This window comes from Chloroflexota bacterium (assembly GCA_034717495.1).
Taxonomy (GTDB): Bacteria; Chloroflexota; Anaerolineae; order JAAEKA01; family JAAEKA01; genus JAYELL01.
The window spans coordinates 1-17,944 of record JAYELL010000095.1 but is presented as its reverse complement, the minus strand read 5'-3'; the positions used below and the strand labels follow the sequence as shown (position 1 = coordinate 17,944).

The following is a 17,944-nucleotide window of genomic DNA, read 5'->3' as shown; positions in this document are numbered from 1 at the left end:
GAACGGTACACGTCCCAAGTATAACATGAAGCCAACTCGCGGTCAAACCGATTCGTTCCGAAACACCAACTGAATGCCCGCCCAATTCGTGCATTCCTGGTTCCATTCGTAGACAGCGATACTTCGACATCCCGACCTTCTGATATTCTGACATCCTGACCCCCCGCCACCCCCGGATTCGTGAACCCGACGGGCCGATGGTATACTAGTTGGTTGTCATCAGTTATCCAGAAATTGGCAGAGGGACAACAGACACCGCCGTCAGGTTGTAGTATAGTTTTGGCTTGCCAAATGGGCCATCGAAAACCGTGATCAAACCAATCGACCAGGCCCTTGATTCTTGCCAAAGCAGCACATTTGTGCTACTATTACCAACACCGTTCAAGAGTAGCTGCACGAAACTATGGCCCAAGAGACTCTCACAATCCGCGGTGCTCGCGAGCACAACCTGAAAAACATCGATCTCGAGATCCCCCGCGATCAACTGGTCGTCATCACCGGCCTGTCCGGCTCCGGCAAATCCAGCCTGGCCTTCGACACCATCTATGCCGAAGGGCAGCGCCGTTATGTCGAGTCTCTGTCGGCCTACGCGCGCCAGTTCCTCGGCCTGATGGAAAAGCCCGATGTCGACCAGATCGAAGGACTGAGCCCGGCCATTTCTATCGACCAGAAGGGCTCCAGTCGTAATCCCCGTTCCACCGTGGGAACTGTCACTGAGATCTACGATTATCTCCGCCTGCTCTACGCCCGCGTTGGCCTGCCTCACTGTCCAAACTGCGCTGAACCCATCAGCCAGCAGACGGTCGAGCAGATCGTCGATTCCATTCTCCAGATGCCCGAAGGAAGCCGCCTGCTGATTCTCGCTCCGCTGGTTGATGCCCGCAAGGGAGAACACAAAGGGGTCTTTGAAGAAATACGTAAGGCCGGTTTCGTGCGCGTGCGCGTCAACGGCGAGGTACGGGAAGTGGACGAGGATATCGAGCTCGATCGCTACAAAATGCACACTATCGAGGTCGTCGTCGATCGTCTGGTTGTGCGACCCGAATCCGACATCGGCCAAGGTGCCGGAACTGATGTAGAGCGACTGGCCGACTCGGTAGAGACCGCCTTGCGGCTGGGCGAGGGCATTCTGCTCGTCAGCGATGTGACCGATCGGGAAAAAGCCAGCGACCGCTTTTTCAGCGAGCACTTCGCCTGTGTGAAGTGTGGCATCAGCCTGCCCGAGATCGAGCCCCGCACCTTCAGTTTTAACAGTCCCCACGGTGCATGCCCTCTCTGCACCGGCCTTGGCACCCAGAGGGAATTCGATCCTGACCTGGTAGTTGATCGCAGCCGTAGCCTGAAAGATGGCGCTATTTTGGCGCCCGGCTGGGGCGTTCAGAAGGGACGCAGCAATGGCTACTATCAGCAGTTGGTTCAGGCCGCCTGTAATCACTACGGCATCCCCTTCAACCAGGTAAGCTTCGGTGAGCTGAGCGCGCGTCAACGTGAGATTATCCTGTACGGCGGCGGACGGGGTGACAAGATTGAGCTGAACTACGTGAACCAGCACGGTCACCGGCGCAGCTACGAGACAGTCTACGAAGGTGTGATTTCAAACCTGCAGCGTCGCCACCGGGAAACCACCAGCGACTACATGCGTTCCGATCTGGAACGATTCATGGCAGCCCGCTCCTGCCCTGCCTGCCAGGGAAAACGCCTGCGGCCCGAGGCTCTCGCCGTTACCATCACCGGCAAGAACATCGTGCAGGTCACGGGCATGTCGGTCTCTCAGGCCCTGCGCTGGATAGCCGGACTGCAAACGGAGGAGCAGCGGTCGAAAGCCACCGATTCCCTCAACGGAGACCTGAGTGACCTTCAGAGCAGCCCCTTCTCACAGCGGGAACACACGATTGCCCGCCAGATCCTTAAAGAATTGCGGGCTCGCCTTGGTTTCCTCCACGATGTGGGGCTCGATTATCTGACCCTGGACCGCCAGGCAACAACCCTGAGCGGTGGCGAGGCCCAGAGAATCCGCCTGGCTACCCAGATTGGCTCCCAACTGATGGGAGTTATGTATATCCTGGACGAGCCCAGCATAGGATTGCATCAACGGGACAATGCACGCCTGTTGCGCACACTCAAGGGGCTGCGTGATCTGGGCAACACGGTCATGGTCGTCGAACACGACGAGGACACCATGCGCGAAGCCAACTGGATCATCGATCTGGGTCCGGGCGCCGGACAACATGGCGGCGAGGTCGTCTGCTCTGGCCCTTTGGACGTGCTGCTGAAGTGCCCCAATTCACTGACGGGACAATACCTCAACGGCAATCTGACGATCCCTGTGCCCGATGCCCGGAGGGCGGGCAATGGCGAGTTTATCATCGTCAAAAGAGCCGCGGAAAACAACCTGAAACGGCTCGACGTGCGCTTTCCCTTGGGCAAACTGATCTGCGTGACCGGCGTCAGCGGCTCGGGCAAATCAAGCCTGGTAGTCGAGATACTCTATAAGGCAATCGCCCAGCACATGTACCGTGCAAAAAGCAAGCCTGGAAAACATCAGGCGATTCTGGGTCTGCAACACATCGATAAGATCGTCGATATTGATCAGACGCCTATCGGCCGTACCCCGCGCTCCAACCCGGCAACTTACACCAACATGTTCACGCCCATCCGCGACCTGTTCGCCGGCCTGCCAGAAAGCAAGGTGCGCGGTTACAAACCCGGTCGCTTCAGCTTCAATGTCAAAGGGGGACGCTGCGAGGCCTGCAGAGGCGATGGTATCATCAGAATCGAAATGCAGTTCCTGCCAGATGTCTACGTACCCTGCGAGATTTGTCACGGGCGCCGCTACAATCGTGAAGCGCTTGAAATCACCTACAAGGGAAAAAACATCGCCGATGTGTTGGACATGACGGTCGAGCAAGCTTTGCACTTTTTCGAAAACATCCCCAGCATCCGCAACAAACTTCGCACCCTCTGGCAAGTGGGGTTGGGCTATATCAAACTGGGCCAGTCCGCGACGACCCTGAGCGGCGGCGAAGCTCAGCGTGTCAAGTTGAGCAAAGAACTCAGCCGGCGGGCCACCGGTAGCACTTTTTACATCCTCGACGAGCCTACCACAGGCCTCCATTTCGCTGACATCCAGAAATTGCTTGGCGTGCTGCACAGTCTGGTGGACAAGGGCAACACGGTGGTGGTCATCGAACACAACCTGGACGTCACTAAATCGGCGGACTGGATTATCGATCTGGGTCCCGAAGGTGGCGACAGAGGGGGCGAAGTTGTCGCCGAGGGTACCCCGGAGCAAGTTGCCCAGTCTCCCAGAAGCTACACCGGTCAATACCTGCAGCCGATTTTGCGGGACAACGCGGCCCTGCAACCGGCAGAGGTAATGGCTGAACTGGCCGCAGGCCGCAGTTGATCGTTGCGGTTCATTCCCCCCCTTCCTCAAGACCGGGCGGAGGAACGCTGATTTACGCAAACCTCCGGCGCAGATTCACGCTGATCTTTTCTGCTCTCTCTTGGATTGATCTGCGTCCACCCTTCGGCTACGCTCACCGTCAGGTGCCCCGGAGTGGGCAGGACAGCGCTGCGGTTGTGTTTTTTCTGATTCCACCCTCTTTCTCGTATAACCTTGTAGGCGCTCACGGCATCAACACCGACAAATAACCTGTTGTGAGCGAAGTCGAACTGTTGTCGAGAACACGCTCATTGAAGCGTTGCGGCGCCACAATTTTCCTCTGCCATTAACAATTGACAATTAGAATCCATGCAAATCCTAACCGGCCCGTTTCCGTTGAACCGCTCGCCGTCAAGTGGGGTTCGCCCATGCCGCAGGAAAACACCCAGAGCAGCGTATCGCCTGAGCGACAACCGCCTGGTATCCAGGATGGTCGTGGATGGGCGTGGCCGGCAATCTATCAGCTAACGTTGGTCGTTGCCACCATGCTGGCTCTGCTCACATCGCAACACCTGTCGTTATCCGAGCGCTATTGGCTGATCACCTTTGTGGCCTCCAGCGCAATCTGGCATTGGCTCAGCATCGTCGAGACAAAACCTGTCCTCGAATCCCGGCAGGATGCCATTGTGACCACCATCTCTCTGGCCGTGCTATCTGTGTTCTGGTACCTGCTGATCCTCATTCATCCGGCCTTTTACCTCCTCCTGCTGGGCTTGTACAGCCAGATATTGGCCTTTCTTCCAAAACGGTGGGCGCTGCTCTTCGTTTTTATCCTTTCCGTGGTGGCAGCTACCAGCGCCTTCAAGAGCGGCCTTCTTGAATAGGCTTCCGGTTATGTCTATGCCCGATCCAGCCCTGTTGAAAACCCTGGTTCTTGCCCATTTGGACGTGGATTCAGACTCGTTGCGTTTTAGCCCGGTACGCACCGGCAAACACAACGCATCCTTCTGGGTAGAGAGCAAAGGCAGCCATTTCGTGCTGCGCATTGCCCCGCCGGACGACGCCGGATTTCTCTTCTACGAGCGATTGATGATGCGCCAGGAGCCGGCGCTGCACGCCCTGATCGGCGCGAAAACTACAATCCCTGTCGCTGAGATCGTCGCCCATGACTTTTCCCGCGCGCTTATCGACCGTGACTACCTGCTGATGAAGGCACTGCCAGGGCTCCCGCTGAGCGAGGCAGCGGCATCCCGAGAGATGATGAATCGCTCGCTGCACCAGGTGGGCCAATATCTGCGTCAATTACATCGGCTGACGGCCGATGCGCAACTGGGACGCCACGACTATGGCTATCTGGGATCTCATGAACCAATGTCCGCCCGGCAGAGTTGGTTTGAGGCCTTTCGGGTGATGTGGAATCTGCTGATCGATGATGTTGTCGCCTGTGGTGCCTACACGCTCGAAGAAGCTGCCTCCATGCGCAAACTGTTTGATCGACTCGCCGAACACTTCCAGCACCCTGTGGCGCCCCGGCTGTTGCATATGGACGTGTGGCGCCAGAATATCTTGATTGACGATCGAGGCAATGTGACCGGGCTGGTGGATTTTGACCGGGCGCTCTGGGGTGACATCGAGATCGAATTTGCCGTGCTCGACTATTGCGGGATCAGCGAGCCGGCCTTCTGGCAAGGTTACGGTCAGCAGCGAGACCAATCGCCCTCGGCGCTGATCCGCCGACAGATCTACTTGCTATACGAAATACAGAAATATATGCCCATTCAGATTTTGCGACGCAACGATCCCCGTGAAGCAGCTCGTTACAGACAAGTTAGTCTCTCGCTGGCTTCCCAACTCCTGGAGGACTTTCGCACCTGACGAGCCAGATTCTTGAACACCGGGAAACAGTTTGGCCGCTAACATGTGCTGACCGATGCCCCGAGCCGGGGAGCGGAGCTTGAACCTCTCCCCCTCCCAGTTTGGGAGGGGGCCGGGGGGTGGGTCAAACTGCTGATTAAGGAGGGCCCGCAGAAATGAAACCCCTGAGCAAACGGTGGCAATCTGTTCTCTATTGGGCGCCGCGGGGCCTGGCCATGCTCTTCGCTGCCTTCATAAGCCTGTTCGCCCTGGACGTTTTCGCCGAGGGCTATTCCTTCGGCGAGACGATCGTTGCCCTGCTGATGCACCTCGTCCCGACCGGACTGGTCCTTTTTGCCCTTGCCCTCGCCTGGCGCTGGGAATGGCTGGGGGGTGTCTTCTTTGTTGGATTGGCTATCTTCTACCTGGTGCTGGCCTGGGGAAAGTTCGACTGGACCACCTACCTGATCATTTCAGGACCCCTGTTCCTGATCGGAGCACTTTTCTGGGGTAACTGGCTCTACCGTCGCAAGGTCGAAACTGCTACAGAATCGCGGACAAGTTGAACCAGCGAAGCTGACAAGAGGACGACGGACGGCTTTCAGAAGACGGCGGTCGGTGGTCGGCGGTCAGCTTTCAGAAGACGGCAGACGACAGACCGCAGACGACTTCCAGAAGACGGCGGTCCGCGGTCTTCGGTCGGTGGTCAGCGGTCGGCGGTCGGTGGTCAGCGGTCGGCGGTCGGCGGTCAGCTTTCAGAAGACGGCGGTCGGCGGTCGGCGGTCAGCTTCCAGAAGACGGCGGTCCGCGGTCTTCGGTCGGTGGTCAGCGGTCTTCGGTCGGCGGTCAGCTTCCAGAAGACGGCGGTCCGCGGTCTTCGGTCGGCGGTCCGCGGTCGGCGGTCGGTGGTCAGCAGTCCGCCGTCGGCAGTCCGCGGTCATCAGGCGGCACCCGACGCACAATGCCGGTTTGGCTGACATCATAGCCACCAAGCGAAAGGATGGCATCGTGGGCTTCGTCGCTGGCCAACCACTTCGCCAGCTCTTGCACCGGGGTCGCTGACCATACCAGCGGCGAGATCGCCAATTCATAGCGCTCCCGGGCAAGGGGAACGAAACCCAGCCCATATGCAAGTGCCGCCGTCTCGATACCCAGGCCAACATCTGCCTCTCCCCCTGCGATGGTATTGGCAACCTCAGAGTGAGTCAATGCTTCATTGCCATAACCGATAACAGCCCCGCAGTCGATTTCAAGTTGCCTGAGTCTGGCGTCGAACCAGACCCGGGTACCCGCACCTTGCTGGCGATTAACGACCTGAAGACCGCGGCCGGCCAGGTCCTGCAACCCGGCAACGCTTAGCGGATTCCCCGTGGCCACAATTAACCCCAGCCTTCTCTGGGCAACGGTAAGCAGGATGACCTCTTGTGCAGGCAGCAGATGGCGGACAAACGGAATGTTGTAGCTATCACTTGGCTCGTCCCATAGATGGCACCCGGCCATATCCGCATCCCCGCGGGCAAGGGCGATCAACCCCCCCAGGCTGCCGACGAAATCTACAGTCAGTGAATAACCTGGAGATATCTCGTCAAAACGGCCGGCAACCAACGATACAGCAGGGTCATGACTACCCGAAAAGCGCAGTATTTCTGGCGGAGTCGACGAAACCACCTTCGCCGCCGGGCGCCAGCGGTCCAGGGCAGCAAATAGAGCCTGCTCCACCTCGGCCGGTGAATAACCGGCGCTCATCAGCTCCAGCAGATAACCATCGACGCGATGACTCAGGCGGGCCCTGCGCAGTGTTGCACCATCTTGGCTGCCTGCCGGAGCCATGCCGGTGACACGGGTACCCTGCCCCGCGCGGCTGGCCAACATCCCCTGCCGAACCAGTTCCGCATAGGCCTTTTGCACGGTGCCAGGCGTACAATGCCAGCGCGTCGCCATCTCCCGAATGGCAGGCACCCGGTCACCAGGTTTCAGTCTTCCGCGCAGGATCTCCTCGCGCAGGGACTCCGCAATCTGCTGGTAGAGCGGCGTCTTGTCCATCAGAATTGGCTAGCTTGCCCCTTCAGTCTCATTCCACTGCTCCGAGTCGGGCGTGAACAGGGGCTGGCCAAAGGCCTCCATACCGAACTGGCTGATCGTCTCCTGGGTAGGCACTGAGATCAACCAATCGACGAACTGATTCGCCAGTTCATTCTGAATATGCGGGCCCTTGTCCGGATTGATCGTGATCACGCCGTAGGGATTGAAGAGCCGGGGATCCCCCTCGACCAGGATCTCCAGGTCGATTCCCGATTCGGTCCGCGCCAGATAGGTGGCTCGATCAGAAAGTGTATTGGCCTGTAGTTCATCAGCCATGGTCAAGACGGCACCCATACCCTGGCCGGCGGAAAGATACCAATCGCCGGCTGGCTCGATTCCAGCCGCGGCCCATAGTGCCTTTTCCCGGGTATGAGTCCCGGAATCGTCACCCCGGGAAACAAAGGGCGAGGCACTGGCCGCCAGACGCCGGAACGCCTCCGGTGCGTCTTGCAGGCCCGCGATGCCGGCCGGGTCCTCCGCCGGTCCGACGATCACGAAGTCGTTGTACATGACATCCTCGCGCCGGGCGCCATGTCCCGCATCCATGAAGGCATCCTCCCTGGCCCGCGCATGGACCAACAACACGTCCGCGTTGCCATCCTCTCCCTGCTTCAGTGCCTGACCAGTGCCCACGGCAATTACATCCACCTCGACACCATACTGTTGCCGAAAATCAGGTAGAATAACATCGAGCAGACCGGAATCCTGGGTGCTTGTTGTGGTGGCCAGGATCAACCTGCCACCCGTTTCGGGCTGAACAGAGTCCCCCGGCGCCACGACGGCCGGTGGATAGCATCCCGTGAGAAGACCCATTAGCAAAAGAACAGCTACCAGGCGAAAGCGAGCAAACATATTGCCAGACCTCCCTGCCTAAAACACCATTTCCCCCTTGATGAACGCCGCGGTGCGCGGGTCGTCGGGGGTTTCGAAAAAGCGCTTTGTCTCGTTGATCTCGACGATATTGCCATTGAGCATGAAGACCACGCGATGGGCCAGCCGTTTGGCCTGGAATACATTATGCGTGACCAGCACAATGGTCGTACCCGATTCCCGATTAATATCCTTTACAATGTTTTCGATCAGGCCAACATTGTGCGGATCGAGGTTGGCTGTCGGCTCGTCGAGCAGCATCACCTGGGGCTGCAAGACCATGGCCCTCGCCAGGGCAACTCGCTGAGCCTCGCCACCAGACAGGGTTTTGGCCGATCGTGTCTGATAATCGGCCAGGCCCACCTGGGTCAAGGCAGCATCAACCATCTGGGTTCCATTGCGATTCCCTCGCAGGCGCAACCCATAGCAAACATTGGCCTTGACGCTTCGCCGCAGAAGTATGGAGTCTTGAAACACCGTGGTTATCGAACGCCTGACCTGGATAGGCGCTTTACGGTTGGGTCCATAGTCGCTGCCGCGAAAGTGGATGCAGCCGCGGCTGGGCGTCTCCAGGAAATTCAACATGCGCAGCAAGGTGCTCTTGCCGGCGCCACTTGGGCCTACAACGGCCAGGACCTCCCCCTCAACCACATCAAGCTCGCCAACCTGTAATACCGGCAGCCCGTCGTAATCCTTGCCCACATCCCTGAGTTGGAAAATCAGGTTTTTCATGAATCGATTGTCCTGCCTTGCAGAAGAAGGACAGCTGCATTGGTGACAAATGCCATCCCCAGAAGGATCACGCCCAGGGCAATCGCCACGTCGAAGGCGCCCTTGCGCGTCTCCAACACGATCGCCGTAGTTAGCACGCGCGTGTTGTTTTCGATGTTTCCGCCAACCATCATCACCGCACCCACTTCTGAAATAATCGCTCCGAAGCCGGCGATCACAGCCACTACCACGCCAACTTTGGCTTCAGACAGCAGTGTAAGGGCAGATTGGAAACGGGTCGCACCAAGCGCCTGCAGTTGCTGTCGGAGCTTGGGATCAACGCCCATCACAGCAACCATGGTAAATCCTGCCACCAGCGGAACCGCTAAGACGGCTTGAGCGCTGACCATGGCGGCCGGTGTAAAGAGGGCTGGAACCAGGGGTGAGTTCAGCTGGCCAAGCGGGCCACTTCGGGACAACATCAAATAGACGAACAGGCCGATCACGACCGGCGGAAAACCCATCCCTGTGTAGAGGAACACAATCATCAGTCGCCTGCCCATGAATTGGGTCAGACCCATAGCGGCACCCAGGGGAATCCCGATGAGCGTACTGATGAGCAACGCCGTTCCCGACACCTGCAGGGAAAGGGATACGATCTCCAGAATATCGCGGTCGAGGGTCAGTATCAGGCGAAAGGCCTCCTGCAAACCCTGCACCAATTCGTCGATGGCTCGCTCTCCTTCCGGTACCTGACGCGACTGTATAATTGTACTGGCACAATTATACTCGACCGGGACCAGGCGTCAAGGATCGGAAGGTGGCAGCAAGGGGGGACACGGCGAGGGGAGACACGGAGACGCGGGGATGCGGAAGACGCGGCGACACGGAGATGGGGGGACATGGAGACGCGGCGATGGGCGACGCGGCGACACGGCGATGGTTTTGACCACGAAGGCACAGAGGTACGCGAAGCTTACGAAGCGCGAAGAGCGCGAAGGACATGGAGAGCAGGGAGCTGCGGTGTCACGGTGACTCTGACATTCCGACATTCCGGCATTCCGGCATACTGACATTCCCCCTACTGCCAGGCACTGGTATAAACATCGGCACAAAACTGCTGGATAGCCTGTTTCACCTCGGGACTGGCTTCGACCGTGCCGAAACCATTGACCACCAGGTTCACGAACATGGCATCGGCCTTGGCCTTGTCGCCAGCCCGATCGGCGAAGGGGGCCAGGTCGCTGATCCAATTGGAGACCTGTTGCGCCTCCTCTCCACTCAGATTGCCTGTTACCGACTTGGGTTCTCCCTTGCAGCGCTCAGCTACATAGCCGTAACCCAGGTCGATGGTAAGTGTATCACAGAAGCCAGCGATGCCACCTTCACGATTCCACAGAATGGCAACTTTCCGCTCCCGATCAGGTTTCTCCGCCGCGACACGGACCACGGTACCCTGCTCGTCGCTGCGAACCTCCACTTCCTGCCCATCTACGCCCACGATTATCCTGTACCCGGGCGTGATGACATCCAGGCACATCTCCCCGGCCTGGCCTAATCCCAGGCACGAATTGGGCCAGGAAGCTGGCTCAATGCTGAGTATCTCCAGATCGACGCCGTCGACCCCCATGGCATCGCCAACCACAGGCACCCACAAGTCTCTTGTCATAGAGTCGCTTCTCACCTCGGGATCTCCCTGCACAACGGTCGGAACCGGAGTTGCCAGGGGTGAAACCAACCCGGAGCCTGGAACTTCGCTCAGCGTTGGCGCAGGCGTAACGGTCGGCGAGAGGGCCGTGGCAGTTGGCGATGGTACGGCTGGAGCCTCTGGTACCGCTCCGCCCGCGCAACCAATCAACAGAGCCAGGCTCGCGATCACCACCAGCAACAAAAACATCCGCCGCGCTCCGACGTCCGCTACAGACCATCGGGCGTGCGCCGCTGATTCGCCGACCTGTTTTTCGGTTCCTGTCCGTCCATATTCCTGATGCATCATATCAGTCCTCCACCTCCCTAAGCCGGCAACCCAATAGGGTCCCGAGCAGCCCTCACTCACTGCTGCCCGTAATTCCTCGTTCAACGCCTCAGCTTCACCTCCACTAATGCGGACAACTTTATACCACAAAACTGCTCCCTTGGTAATCCTTCAAGGCCGCAGCCAGGGGCCGCCGCGCCCGCCACAGGTGCAGGGTGCTGGGGCATCCGTGGCGGATCGATTTCTCGCGGGCGGACTGTTTGTTGATGGCTCCCTTAACCTGGACAAGCCAGAGGAACGCTGATTACGCAGACCTTCGGCGCAGATTCTCGCTGATCCTTTTTTGATTGATCATGTTGACTATTCTCTGTTCAAGTCTGCTTCGATCGGTTTGTAGACAACCCATTGATGATAGATATAGCCCGTGCCTGGCTCATAAACCATGGTCTCCCCGGCGAATGGCCCGCCCAGGATGATAATCTCGGTCTCGCTGATGGGCTTGAGCGGGCCGATAACGCCAGGCATCCTGAGGACACCATCTTCTATCACTATCTCGTCCCTCCCGATAATCTCACTTCCGACATTTCCTGAGGACAGCCGCTCCACCAGCTCATACACGCCGGCAAGCTCTTGCCAGAGGGCGGGAATATCTGTAAATTCAGGATACCTGGGGCAGATCTCGTAACTAATGTCACCCATATTGATGATCATCACATCTTCCTCGGCTTCGTCCCCTGCCAGGAATTCAATTTCCAGTTCTCGCAGATCGATGGGGAGCTGCAGCAGGTCCGCCAATCCAAGGTTCAACAACCAATGACTCACCTGGAATTCAGTTTGACCCACGGGAATCAGATCGAATTTCATCCCCTGGATCTTCCCTTTCAGTCGGTCTCCGCTCAAGAATACATCCATAACCTGCCCAAAAGCAACATATCTACCCTCGTAATCATCAAGCAGAGACCGGTCAATGTCAACCGGCTCTGAAGTTTCGTCCTCAGGAGAGGTAACCCCGTATTTGGTTTCCAGCATCCGTTCAAGTATCTCGTTTGCCAGGAAAACCGAGATGCTCCCCTCGAAGCTGATCTCGTTGGCAAATAACACGACGCCCAGTTTCCTCTCGGGAAGCAAGGCCACCAACGAACCAATGCCCTCGCCAGGGCCGCCATCGTGCCAGACCAACAGTTCGGAACCGAAAACAGGGGCCCTCTTCCAGCCCAGTCCCATGGGCTGAGGGTCTCTCTGGCTCGAAAACTGGTCTTCGAACATCAACATGAGAGTCTCCCGGTCGATGACCTGCTCTCCATTGGCTTCCCCACCCCGAAACACGAATTTGGCGAAAGCGCTCATGTCCTCAAGAGTCGAGTACAGGTTCCCCGACGGAAGATGGGTGATGTCCCCTTGCTCGTAAGGATAGTATTCACCTTTGTAATACTCGTAGCCCAGGGCGACATCCCTTTTTGCAGGGATGCCGGTCGACAGGAATGCGCTGTTTTCCATTCCCACGGGAGCCAACAGATTCTCTTTCATATAGCGGGGGTAGTACTCGCCCCTCAACTCCTGAATGATATGGCCCAGCACGTCAGGCCCAATGTTGATGTACTTGTATCTGTAGCCGACCGGAAACGCCATATGGCAATCTTTCAACGACTCGGCCATTTCCCCCAGAACGTCATAGTCCGCAGGCCCGGACATCAGCGAATGACATTCATTGCGCGGAAGCCCGGAATGGTGGGCCAGGATGCTGCGAATGGTGATCGGCTCAGAATCCGGGAAGCGGCTCTGGATGGAAAAATCGGGTATGGTATCTGTGATGGGGGCATCCAGGTCAACCAGACCCTCTTCGACCAGCCGCATCGTTTCGATGGCGGTGAAAACTTTGGAGATGGACCAGAGTTTGTAAACCGTATCGACTGTCGCTGGTATCTCCTTCTCAACGTTCGCCAGTCCAAATGCTTTCTGCCAGACCGTATCCTGGTCGTCGATCAAGGCCACGGCCACACTGGGCAAATGGTGCTGCTTCATCAATTGATCGATTCTGTATTCTGCATAATCCACCGAATAGGTGTAATCTCCTGGCGGAATGGGGTCTGGTTTCCTGGGCTCTGCTCGTTGCCACCTCCAGAAGACCACGATTGCGAGGAGAATCAAAAGTATTAGCATCGAAATCGCGATGACTGTCTTGCGCTTCAGTATCATCCGAATTTCCTCACCCGCCTCCAATTTCTTAGAAGGTGAAACTGTACAGGCGCTTTCACGATCAACTGGGGTCAGCCCGCTTTCAGCTTCATTGCATGATTTCTGCGATAGAAATCGCAGTTAGAGTACACCTTTTGATTTCTATCGCAGTATTTTTTGAACTCTCTTGTTTATCTTCTTCGCCACAAACGCGGAATGATAAAAGAGGTTCGTTTTCGATATTCTTGATAAGCTTCCCCAAACCGCAACTCCATTTCTCTTTCTTCCAGAACCTTGATATATGAGAGAAGAAGAATCGCTCCTATTAGAACTAAACCCACCGCTGAAATTGAACCAATGAGAAAAGCAATTCCCAAATAGAGTACGATTGTCCCTAATGCCATTGGGTTGCGACAATAATTATAAGGTTTCTGAATGATCAATTTCTGAGTAGCCATTACAGGGACTGGAGTTCCTTTACCTGTTGTGAATTGAACATAGATTGCCCAACACGCAAATAGAAATCCAACTACCATAAAGAACCAACCTATTGCCACATTGATGACTCCATATTCCAACCGTGGCAAACCAAATCGCGAGTCAAGCAGCAAAGACAAATAGACAAGGGCAACTGGCAAAATGCCCAAGAAGAATATGCCCTCAATCATCAATGCTGTAAGTCGTTTTCTAGGACTGTATTCACGTTCTGCTTGTTTTAGTAATTCTGAGAATTTGGTCTCATCCATTGTTCTCATCTCGCGAAAAAAGTCGTGGCCATTCTTGGCTCCTTTGCAGGCAGCCGCCGAGGCGATCATCAAACGCCACCGTGTCGCCGGTCTTCTCACTGTGACCCAATCAGCCTTTAACTTTACTGGCAAATCCTTCCAGTTTCTCCCGGTCGGAAATCATGAACTCTGTGCGGTTGATCCGCACCACGCCTTCATCTGAAAAACGGTACAGCAACCTGCAGACCATCTCGCGTGTCGAACCGATGCGAGCAGCCATTTCGTCGAGACTCATATCTCGTTTTGTGTAGTCCCCAATGGCCTCGCCGTAATGGCTGAGAATGAGACCCGCCAGACGGCCTGCGACGGGCTGAAAGGCCAGTTCCTCGACCATGTCGCTGGCTCGTTTCATCCGTTCGATCATCAAACGAGCCAACTCCCAGGATACACGCCCATTCTGGAACAAGATCGGCATCAGGCTCTCCTGTGACCACAGGTGAATTTCACTTTTCCGTTTGGCAATCAAGGCAACCGGCATCGGCGTCTGCACCTGGAAGAATGCCATTCCCCAAAATATCTCTCCCGGTTTCATTGTAAAAAGGATCAATCTGCGGCCCTCGCTCAGATGTGAAAAAACTGGGTTGTGGCGAAGTAGTTGTGATAGAGACATCATGGACCATCCTTTGGCTTCGTCAGTATACTCTCCGATTCGCTTTTGGACAAGGGATTTTGCGAAGCTTCGCCTCAAACCGCCAGGTGTGCTATGGCGGCAGGTAGCAGGGGCAGGTGACGAACAGCGCTGGACTTGCAGGCAAGACATCGTATTGAGACCAGGTAGCGAATTCGCCGACAGCATCAGAGGGCCTGTCACTGCGACGCCAGCAGGCGGTGCGGCCTAGCACGCCACGGCAGCAGCCGATGCGAGAGCTAGCAGGCGTACCGTGACGCTAGCAAGCGGTGCGAGACGTCAGCAGACGGTGCGTGAGCTAGCTAGGTAAGGCCACCGAGAGGTGAGAGCTAGCAGGCGGTGCGTGAGCTAGCAGACAATGCGTAGCGTCGCAATGACACAAACGTGAGATAATTTGTTGACGGTCACTAAGAATTTTGGTACTCAATTTGCCTTAAAGCAAAGCATTTTAGAGAGTTTAGCGATAGACTGACAATATCACTGCCTTGTATTGATCCTGTCTCAATTTTCCTGCTATCCAGGAGGTGCAAAATGAGAGAAACCCCGCAAAAAAACCGTATGATTATGGCCATCATTGCCATCGTGATTGGGCTGCTCATGATTTCGGTCATCCCGTTTATCGTGCAGACTTCTCTGGAAAGAGTACTCATACATTTGATTGAGCATGTTAAAACACATCCAACTTTTTCCAGCGGACTACAACTATTCGACTTCTTTTACCCGATCTGGCGAGCACTCATTTTTGTGGCCGGCATTGCTTTGATCGTTATCTCCCCTGCGATAAAAAGAGGAGAAGAATGGACCTATCCTCTGGCAATGGCTCTTTTCGCCTTGCCCTCAATCGGCGGTATGTTCATGTTTCTGCCCTATATCAGCTTCGTGCCCGGGTTCCCGCTGCCGCTGATCATCTCTGCCATCGGGTTGACAGGTTACTGGAGTTTCATTTTCCTGCGTAAGGGAGAGAAGATACAGAAATGGACGCGATTCGCCGCATTGACCCTCATCGGCATGTTGTCTACCCACGCTTTCACCATCGGCATCGGTGCTCAGCGTCAAATGTGGACCCGCCCCGGACACCCGCTGTACGAAGATTTTTCATGGTGGCTGTTCAATTGGGTCGGAGAAGTCAATTGGGTCGCTACGATCCTGCTCTTCGCTTCGATTCCATTGCTGGCGGTCGGCAGGCGCGCTGGCTGGTGGTTGGCAGTAATCGGAGCCATAGCCATTCTGGCAATAGACGCCCCTACACAATTCATTCGCACGAGTACGCTTGATTATCTTTACGGCTCGCTTCTTGCTATCGGCGTGCTGGTCTTCACCTTGACACCCTATTTCAAAAAACACCTGCTTACTGAAGCGGATGCGTAGGATTCGTTCGTCGTTTTCATTCGCCGCGAGCAGGTTTCGAGGAGAGCATCATGAAAAACAACAATGTACTTGGAGCCATTCTGGCGATCATCGGCATCGTGGCCGGGCTGCTGACATTCTATCTCCTCGCCCTGACCTACAATCCGGTAATAGACAGTCATGTTGCGGTTGGGCGGCCGGATGAGGGCAATACGGTGCGATTTGTGTATGCCTTGCTCGGTTGGCTGGGAGTATCCGCCGGCGCGCTTTGCGTATCTGTGCTGTATGGCTTCCTGAAAAAACAGCCGTGGGCATGGTTTTGGGGAGTGGTAGCAGGTACCGTTCTACTGCTGGCTGGATTCTTTCCGATGATTCCCGCTGCTGATGGCGGTTTGACGCCTGTCACAGGCATCGTCTTCTTTTTGGCCGCGATACTATGGCTTGGGATGCTTCTCGTTGGCGGCGTCAACAGAAAAATCATTGCCCTTTTGTTTGTGGCCGGATTAGCTTATGTGCTGACCTTCATCAACGGTGTGGCCCCCATTTCCAGATACCAGACTACGGAAGGTTTCTGGAATGGCTACTTTGTCATAGCACAACAACTGAATTGGTGGAGCGCAGCAGCCTGGGCGATATTTAGCTTCGCTGTAGTCAAACGAAAATCCTGGGCGGTGCCACTCGGTATCTTTGCTGCGTCGTTATCGATGATCGCCGGCTATCCAATGGCAATCCATCATATGCAGACGGCGAACCGTTTTTCCATGTTCCTGCCTGGACCCATGATGAGCACAATCATGCTCATCATCATCCTGCTGCCCAGCACGCAAAAGCTGATTACAACCTGGCAAGATGCATAACGCATGATGCATGACACATTGTATGGAAACGTTTTTGGACAACCATTTATGATCTGTATCATAGTCTACTGAGACGAAGTCTTGTAATATCATAGGGTAGTGTTCGGTTGACATACAAGTAGCTTCAGTTTCTTTTCATTCACTCCAGGAGGAGGAGAACACATCATGACCATTTTTGACAAGATCATCCTACTACTCACTGGCCTGACAGCCGCTTACATTGCTTGGCGTTTTTATACGCGCTATAGCAAGGAAAAAGGCCTCTACGATATCTATTACATGATGGCCTTTGTCGTCTTGTTGGTTTCTGGCCTGCTGCTCATTTTCGGCGGCTGGGGCGTCCTGGCTTCGCCCTATGTATTGACTATAGCAACGTTGATTCCTTTGGGTATCTCAATGGGCTTAATCACTCAGTTCATGCCGAAATATCAGAAGGCCTATACTTGGTTCGCCCTGCTGGGCTTGTTGGCCATCGCTGTCACCAGCATTGCAGATATGCCCCTTAAGTCCATCGCCGTTCCCCTCTTTCATGGCATAGCCGGCCTGGTCATCATTGGGCTGCCACTCTACCTTTGTCTGGTCACAAAGACCGCACCCAAGGGATTTGGCATGGTTAGCGTCGGTGGTCTGTTAATCAGCATCGGTGGCATGGCTCTGGCTTTCTTAAAAGCAGGCAAGCCCCTGTTCGGTATCTTTACCGAGGACTTCATCCTGACGATTTTGGCTCCCTTGCTGTTGCTTATGACCCTGGCCTTCACTTGGGGTTTCATGAAGGACATCAACAAAGAAAAATAGCCGTCTCATCGGGATTTCCAAATGCTGACTTTATCGGTAACTACCGAGGCCAACCCCTTTTAACCACAGATTTCGCTGATTTCACAGATCGAAAACCTAAATCGGTGTAATCTGTGGTTGATTTTAGCGCGTAACTGCTCGGTCCTTTCGCTGATGGCGATATTTTCCTTTCTCGGAAACCAGTGGATGGCGAAAATTGTCTGCTTGATTTGCTATTTGACAAATACTATCAGCCCATTTTGAGATATCCTTTAGGTACTGATGTTACCGCCGACCGAGGACCGCGGTCCTCTGGAAGCGGTCTGCGGTCTTCTGGAAGTCGTCTGCCGTCTGTCGTCCGCGGTCCTCTGGAAGCGGTCTGCGGTCTTCTGGAAGTCGTCTGCCGTCTGTCGTCCGCGGTCCTCTGGAAGCGGTCTGCGGTCTTCTGGAAGTCGTCTGCCGTCTGTCGTCCGCGGTCTTCTGGAAGCGGTCTGCGGTCTT

General features: G+C 55.6%; 15 protein-coding genes. 7 read left to right on the top strand and 8 right to left on the bottom strand.

Features of this window, described 5'->3' with window-relative positions; all coding sequences use genetic code 11:
• Positions 1 to 403: 403 nt before the first annotated feature.
• The 4 genes from uvrA to U9R25_16935 all read left to right on the top strand — a co-directional run bounded on the left by uvrA (position 404) and on the right by U9R25_16935 (position 5,805).
• Positions 404 to 3,406 (top strand): excinuclease ABC subunit UvrA, encoded by a 3,003-nt coding sequence (gene uvrA / locus U9R25_16950; protein ID MEA3337587.1) that lies wholly within the window; start codon positions 404 to 406, stop codon positions 3,404 to 3,406.
• Positions 3,407 to 3,813: 407 nt separating this feature from the next.
• Positions 3,814 to 4,269 carry a hypothetical protein gene (locus tag U9R25_16945; GenBank protein ID MEA3337586.1) on the top strand — a complete coding sequence of 152 codons (456 nt, stop codon included), beginning with the start codon at positions 3,814 to 3,816 and terminating at the stop codon, positions 4,267 to 4,269.
• 16 nt (positions 4,270 to 4,285) lie between these two features.
• Positions 4,286 to 5,260, top strand: coding sequence for an aminoglycoside phosphotransferase family protein (locus U9R25_16940; GenBank protein ID MEA3337585.1), 975 nt, complete (start codon positions 4,286 to 4,288; stop codon positions 5,258 to 5,260).
• 155 nt (positions 5,261 to 5,415) lie between these two features.
• Positions 5,416 to 5,805, top strand: coding sequence for a hypothetical protein (locus tag U9R25_16935; protein ID MEA3337584.1), 390 nt, complete (start codon positions 5,416 to 5,418; stop codon positions 5,803 to 5,805).
• 343 nt (positions 5,806 to 6,148) lie between these two features.
• Here the strand turns inward: U9R25_16935 and U9R25_16930 are convergent, their stop codons facing one another.
• From U9R25_16930 to U9R25_16895, 8 genes are all read right to left on the bottom strand, one after another.
• A complete protein-coding gene (locus tag U9R25_16930) occupies positions 6,149 to 7,282 on the bottom strand; it encodes a substrate-binding domain-containing protein (GenBank protein ID MEA3337583.1) in 1,134 nt (377 codons plus the stop codon).
• A 9-nt stretch (positions 7,283 to 7,291) separates the two neighbouring features.
• Positions 7,292 to 8,173 carry a substrate-binding domain-containing protein gene (locus tag U9R25_16925; GenBank protein MEA3337582.1) on the bottom strand — a complete coding sequence of 294 codons (882 nt, stop codon included), beginning with the start codon at positions 8,171 to 8,173 and terminating at the stop codon, positions 7,292 to 7,294.
• 18 nt (positions 8,174 to 8,191) lie between these two features.
• Positions 8,192 to 8,923, bottom strand: coding sequence for a phosphate ABC transporter ATP-binding protein (locus tag U9R25_16920; protein ID MEA3337581.1), 732 nt, complete (start codon positions 8,921 to 8,923; stop codon positions 8,192 to 8,194).
• On the bottom strand, positions 8,920 to 9,621 hold the full coding sequence (locus tag U9R25_16915; protein ID MEA3337580.1) for an ABC transporter permease: 702 nt from the start codon (positions 9,619 to 9,621) through the stop codon (positions 8,920 to 8,922). The genes U9R25_16920 and U9R25_16915 overlap by 4 nt, the downstream gene beginning before the upstream one ends.
• A gap of 362 nt (positions 9,622 to 9,983) precedes the next feature.
• A complete protein-coding gene (locus tag U9R25_16910) occupies positions 9,984 to 10,898 on the bottom strand; it encodes a hypothetical protein (protein ID MEA3337579.1) in 915 nt (304 codons plus the stop codon).
• 339 nt (positions 10,899 to 11,237) lie between these two features.
• The gene (locus U9R25_16905; protein MEA3337578.1) at positions 11,238 to 13,073 is read right to left on the bottom strand and encodes a serine hydrolase domain-containing protein; all 1,836 of its coding nucleotides are present in this window, start codon (positions 13,071 to 13,073) and stop codon (positions 11,238 to 11,240) included.
• Between the two features lie 170 nt (positions 13,074 to 13,243).
• Complete coding sequence (locus tag U9R25_16900; protein ID MEA3337577.1) at positions 13,244 to 13,798, bottom strand: isoprenylcysteine carboxylmethyltransferase family protein; 555 nt, start codon at positions 13,796 to 13,798, stop codon at positions 13,244 to 13,246.
• Between the two features lie 109 nt (positions 13,799 to 13,907).
• A complete protein-coding gene (locus tag U9R25_16895; GenBank protein MEA3337576.1) occupies positions 13,908 to 14,252 on the bottom strand; it encodes a helix-turn-helix domain-containing protein in 345 nt (114 codons plus the stop codon).
• 744 nt (positions 14,253 to 14,996) lie between these two features.
• Between U9R25_16895 and U9R25_16890 the strand changes: the two genes are divergently transcribed.
• The 3 genes from U9R25_16890 (at position 14,997) to U9R25_16880 (ending at position 17,464) form a co-directional block, all read left to right on the top strand.
• Positions 14,997 to 15,833 (top strand): hypothetical protein, encoded by an 837-nt coding sequence (locus tag U9R25_16890; GenBank protein ID MEA3337575.1) that lies wholly within the window; start codon positions 14,997 to 14,999, stop codon positions 15,831 to 15,833.
• A gap of 50 nt (positions 15,834 to 15,883) precedes the next feature.
• Positions 15,884 to 16,669: a hypothetical protein gene (locus U9R25_16885; GenBank protein MEA3337574.1), complete on the top strand. Its 786-nt coding sequence runs from the start codon at positions 15,884 to 15,886 to the stop codon at positions 16,667 to 16,669.
• Between the two features lie 165 nt (positions 16,670 to 16,834).
• A complete protein-coding gene (locus U9R25_16880) occupies positions 16,835 to 17,464 on the top strand; it encodes a hypothetical protein (GenBank protein MEA3337573.1) in 630 nt (209 codons plus the stop codon).
• Positions 17,465 to 17,944: the final 480 nt, after the last annotated feature.

Coding starts and splice junctions, on each gene's coding strand:
- U9R25_16945 (MEA3337586.1), top strand. CDS start 3,814: ATGCCGCAGGAAAACACCCAGAGCAGCGTATCGCCTGAGCGACAACCG.
- U9R25_16900 (MEA3337577.1), bottom strand. CDS start 13,798: ATGGATGAGACCAAATTCTCAGAATTACTAAAACAAGCAGAACGTGAA.
- U9R25_16935 (MEA3337584.1), top strand. CDS start 5,416: ATGAAACCCCTGAGCAAACGGTGGCAATCTGTTCTCTATTGGGCGCCG.
- U9R25_16890 (MEA3337575.1), top strand. CDS start 14,997: ATGAGAGAAACCCCGCAAAAAAACCGTATGATTATGGCCATCATTGCC.
- U9R25_16895 (MEA3337576.1), bottom strand. CDS start 14,252: ATGCCGATCTTGTTCCAGAATGGGCGTGTATCCTGGGAGTTGGCTCGT.
- U9R25_16925 (MEA3337582.1), bottom strand. CDS start 8,173: ATGTTTGCTCGCTTTCGCCTGGTAGCTGTTCTTTTGCTAATGGGTCTT.
- U9R25_16920 (MEA3337581.1), bottom strand. CDS start 8,923: ATGAAAAACCTGATTTTCCAACTCAGGGATGTGGGCAAGGATTACGAC.
- uvrA (MEA3337587.1), top strand. CDS start 404: ATGGCCCAAGAGACTCTCACAATCCGCGGTGCTCGCGAGCACAACCTG.
- U9R25_16880 (MEA3337573.1), top strand. CDS start 16,835: ATGACCATTTTTGACAAGATCATCCTACTACTCACTGGCCTGACAGCC.
- U9R25_16940 (MEA3337585.1), top strand. CDS start 4,286: ATGCCCGATCCAGCCCTGTTGAAAACCCTGGTTCTTGCCCATTTGGAC.
- U9R25_16905 (MEA3337578.1), bottom strand. CDS start 13,073: ATGATACTGAAGCGCAAGACAGTCATCGCGATTTCGATGCTAATACTT.
- U9R25_16885 (MEA3337574.1), top strand. CDS start 15,884: ATGAAAAACAACAATGTACTTGGAGCCATTCTGGCGATCATCGGCATC.
- U9R25_16930 (MEA3337583.1), bottom strand. CDS start 7,282: ATGGACAAGACGCCGCTCTACCAGCAGATTGCGGAGTCCCTGCGCGAG.
- U9R25_16910 (MEA3337579.1), bottom strand. CDS start 10,898: ATGATGCATCAGGAATATGGACGGACAGGAACCGAAAAACAGGTCGGC.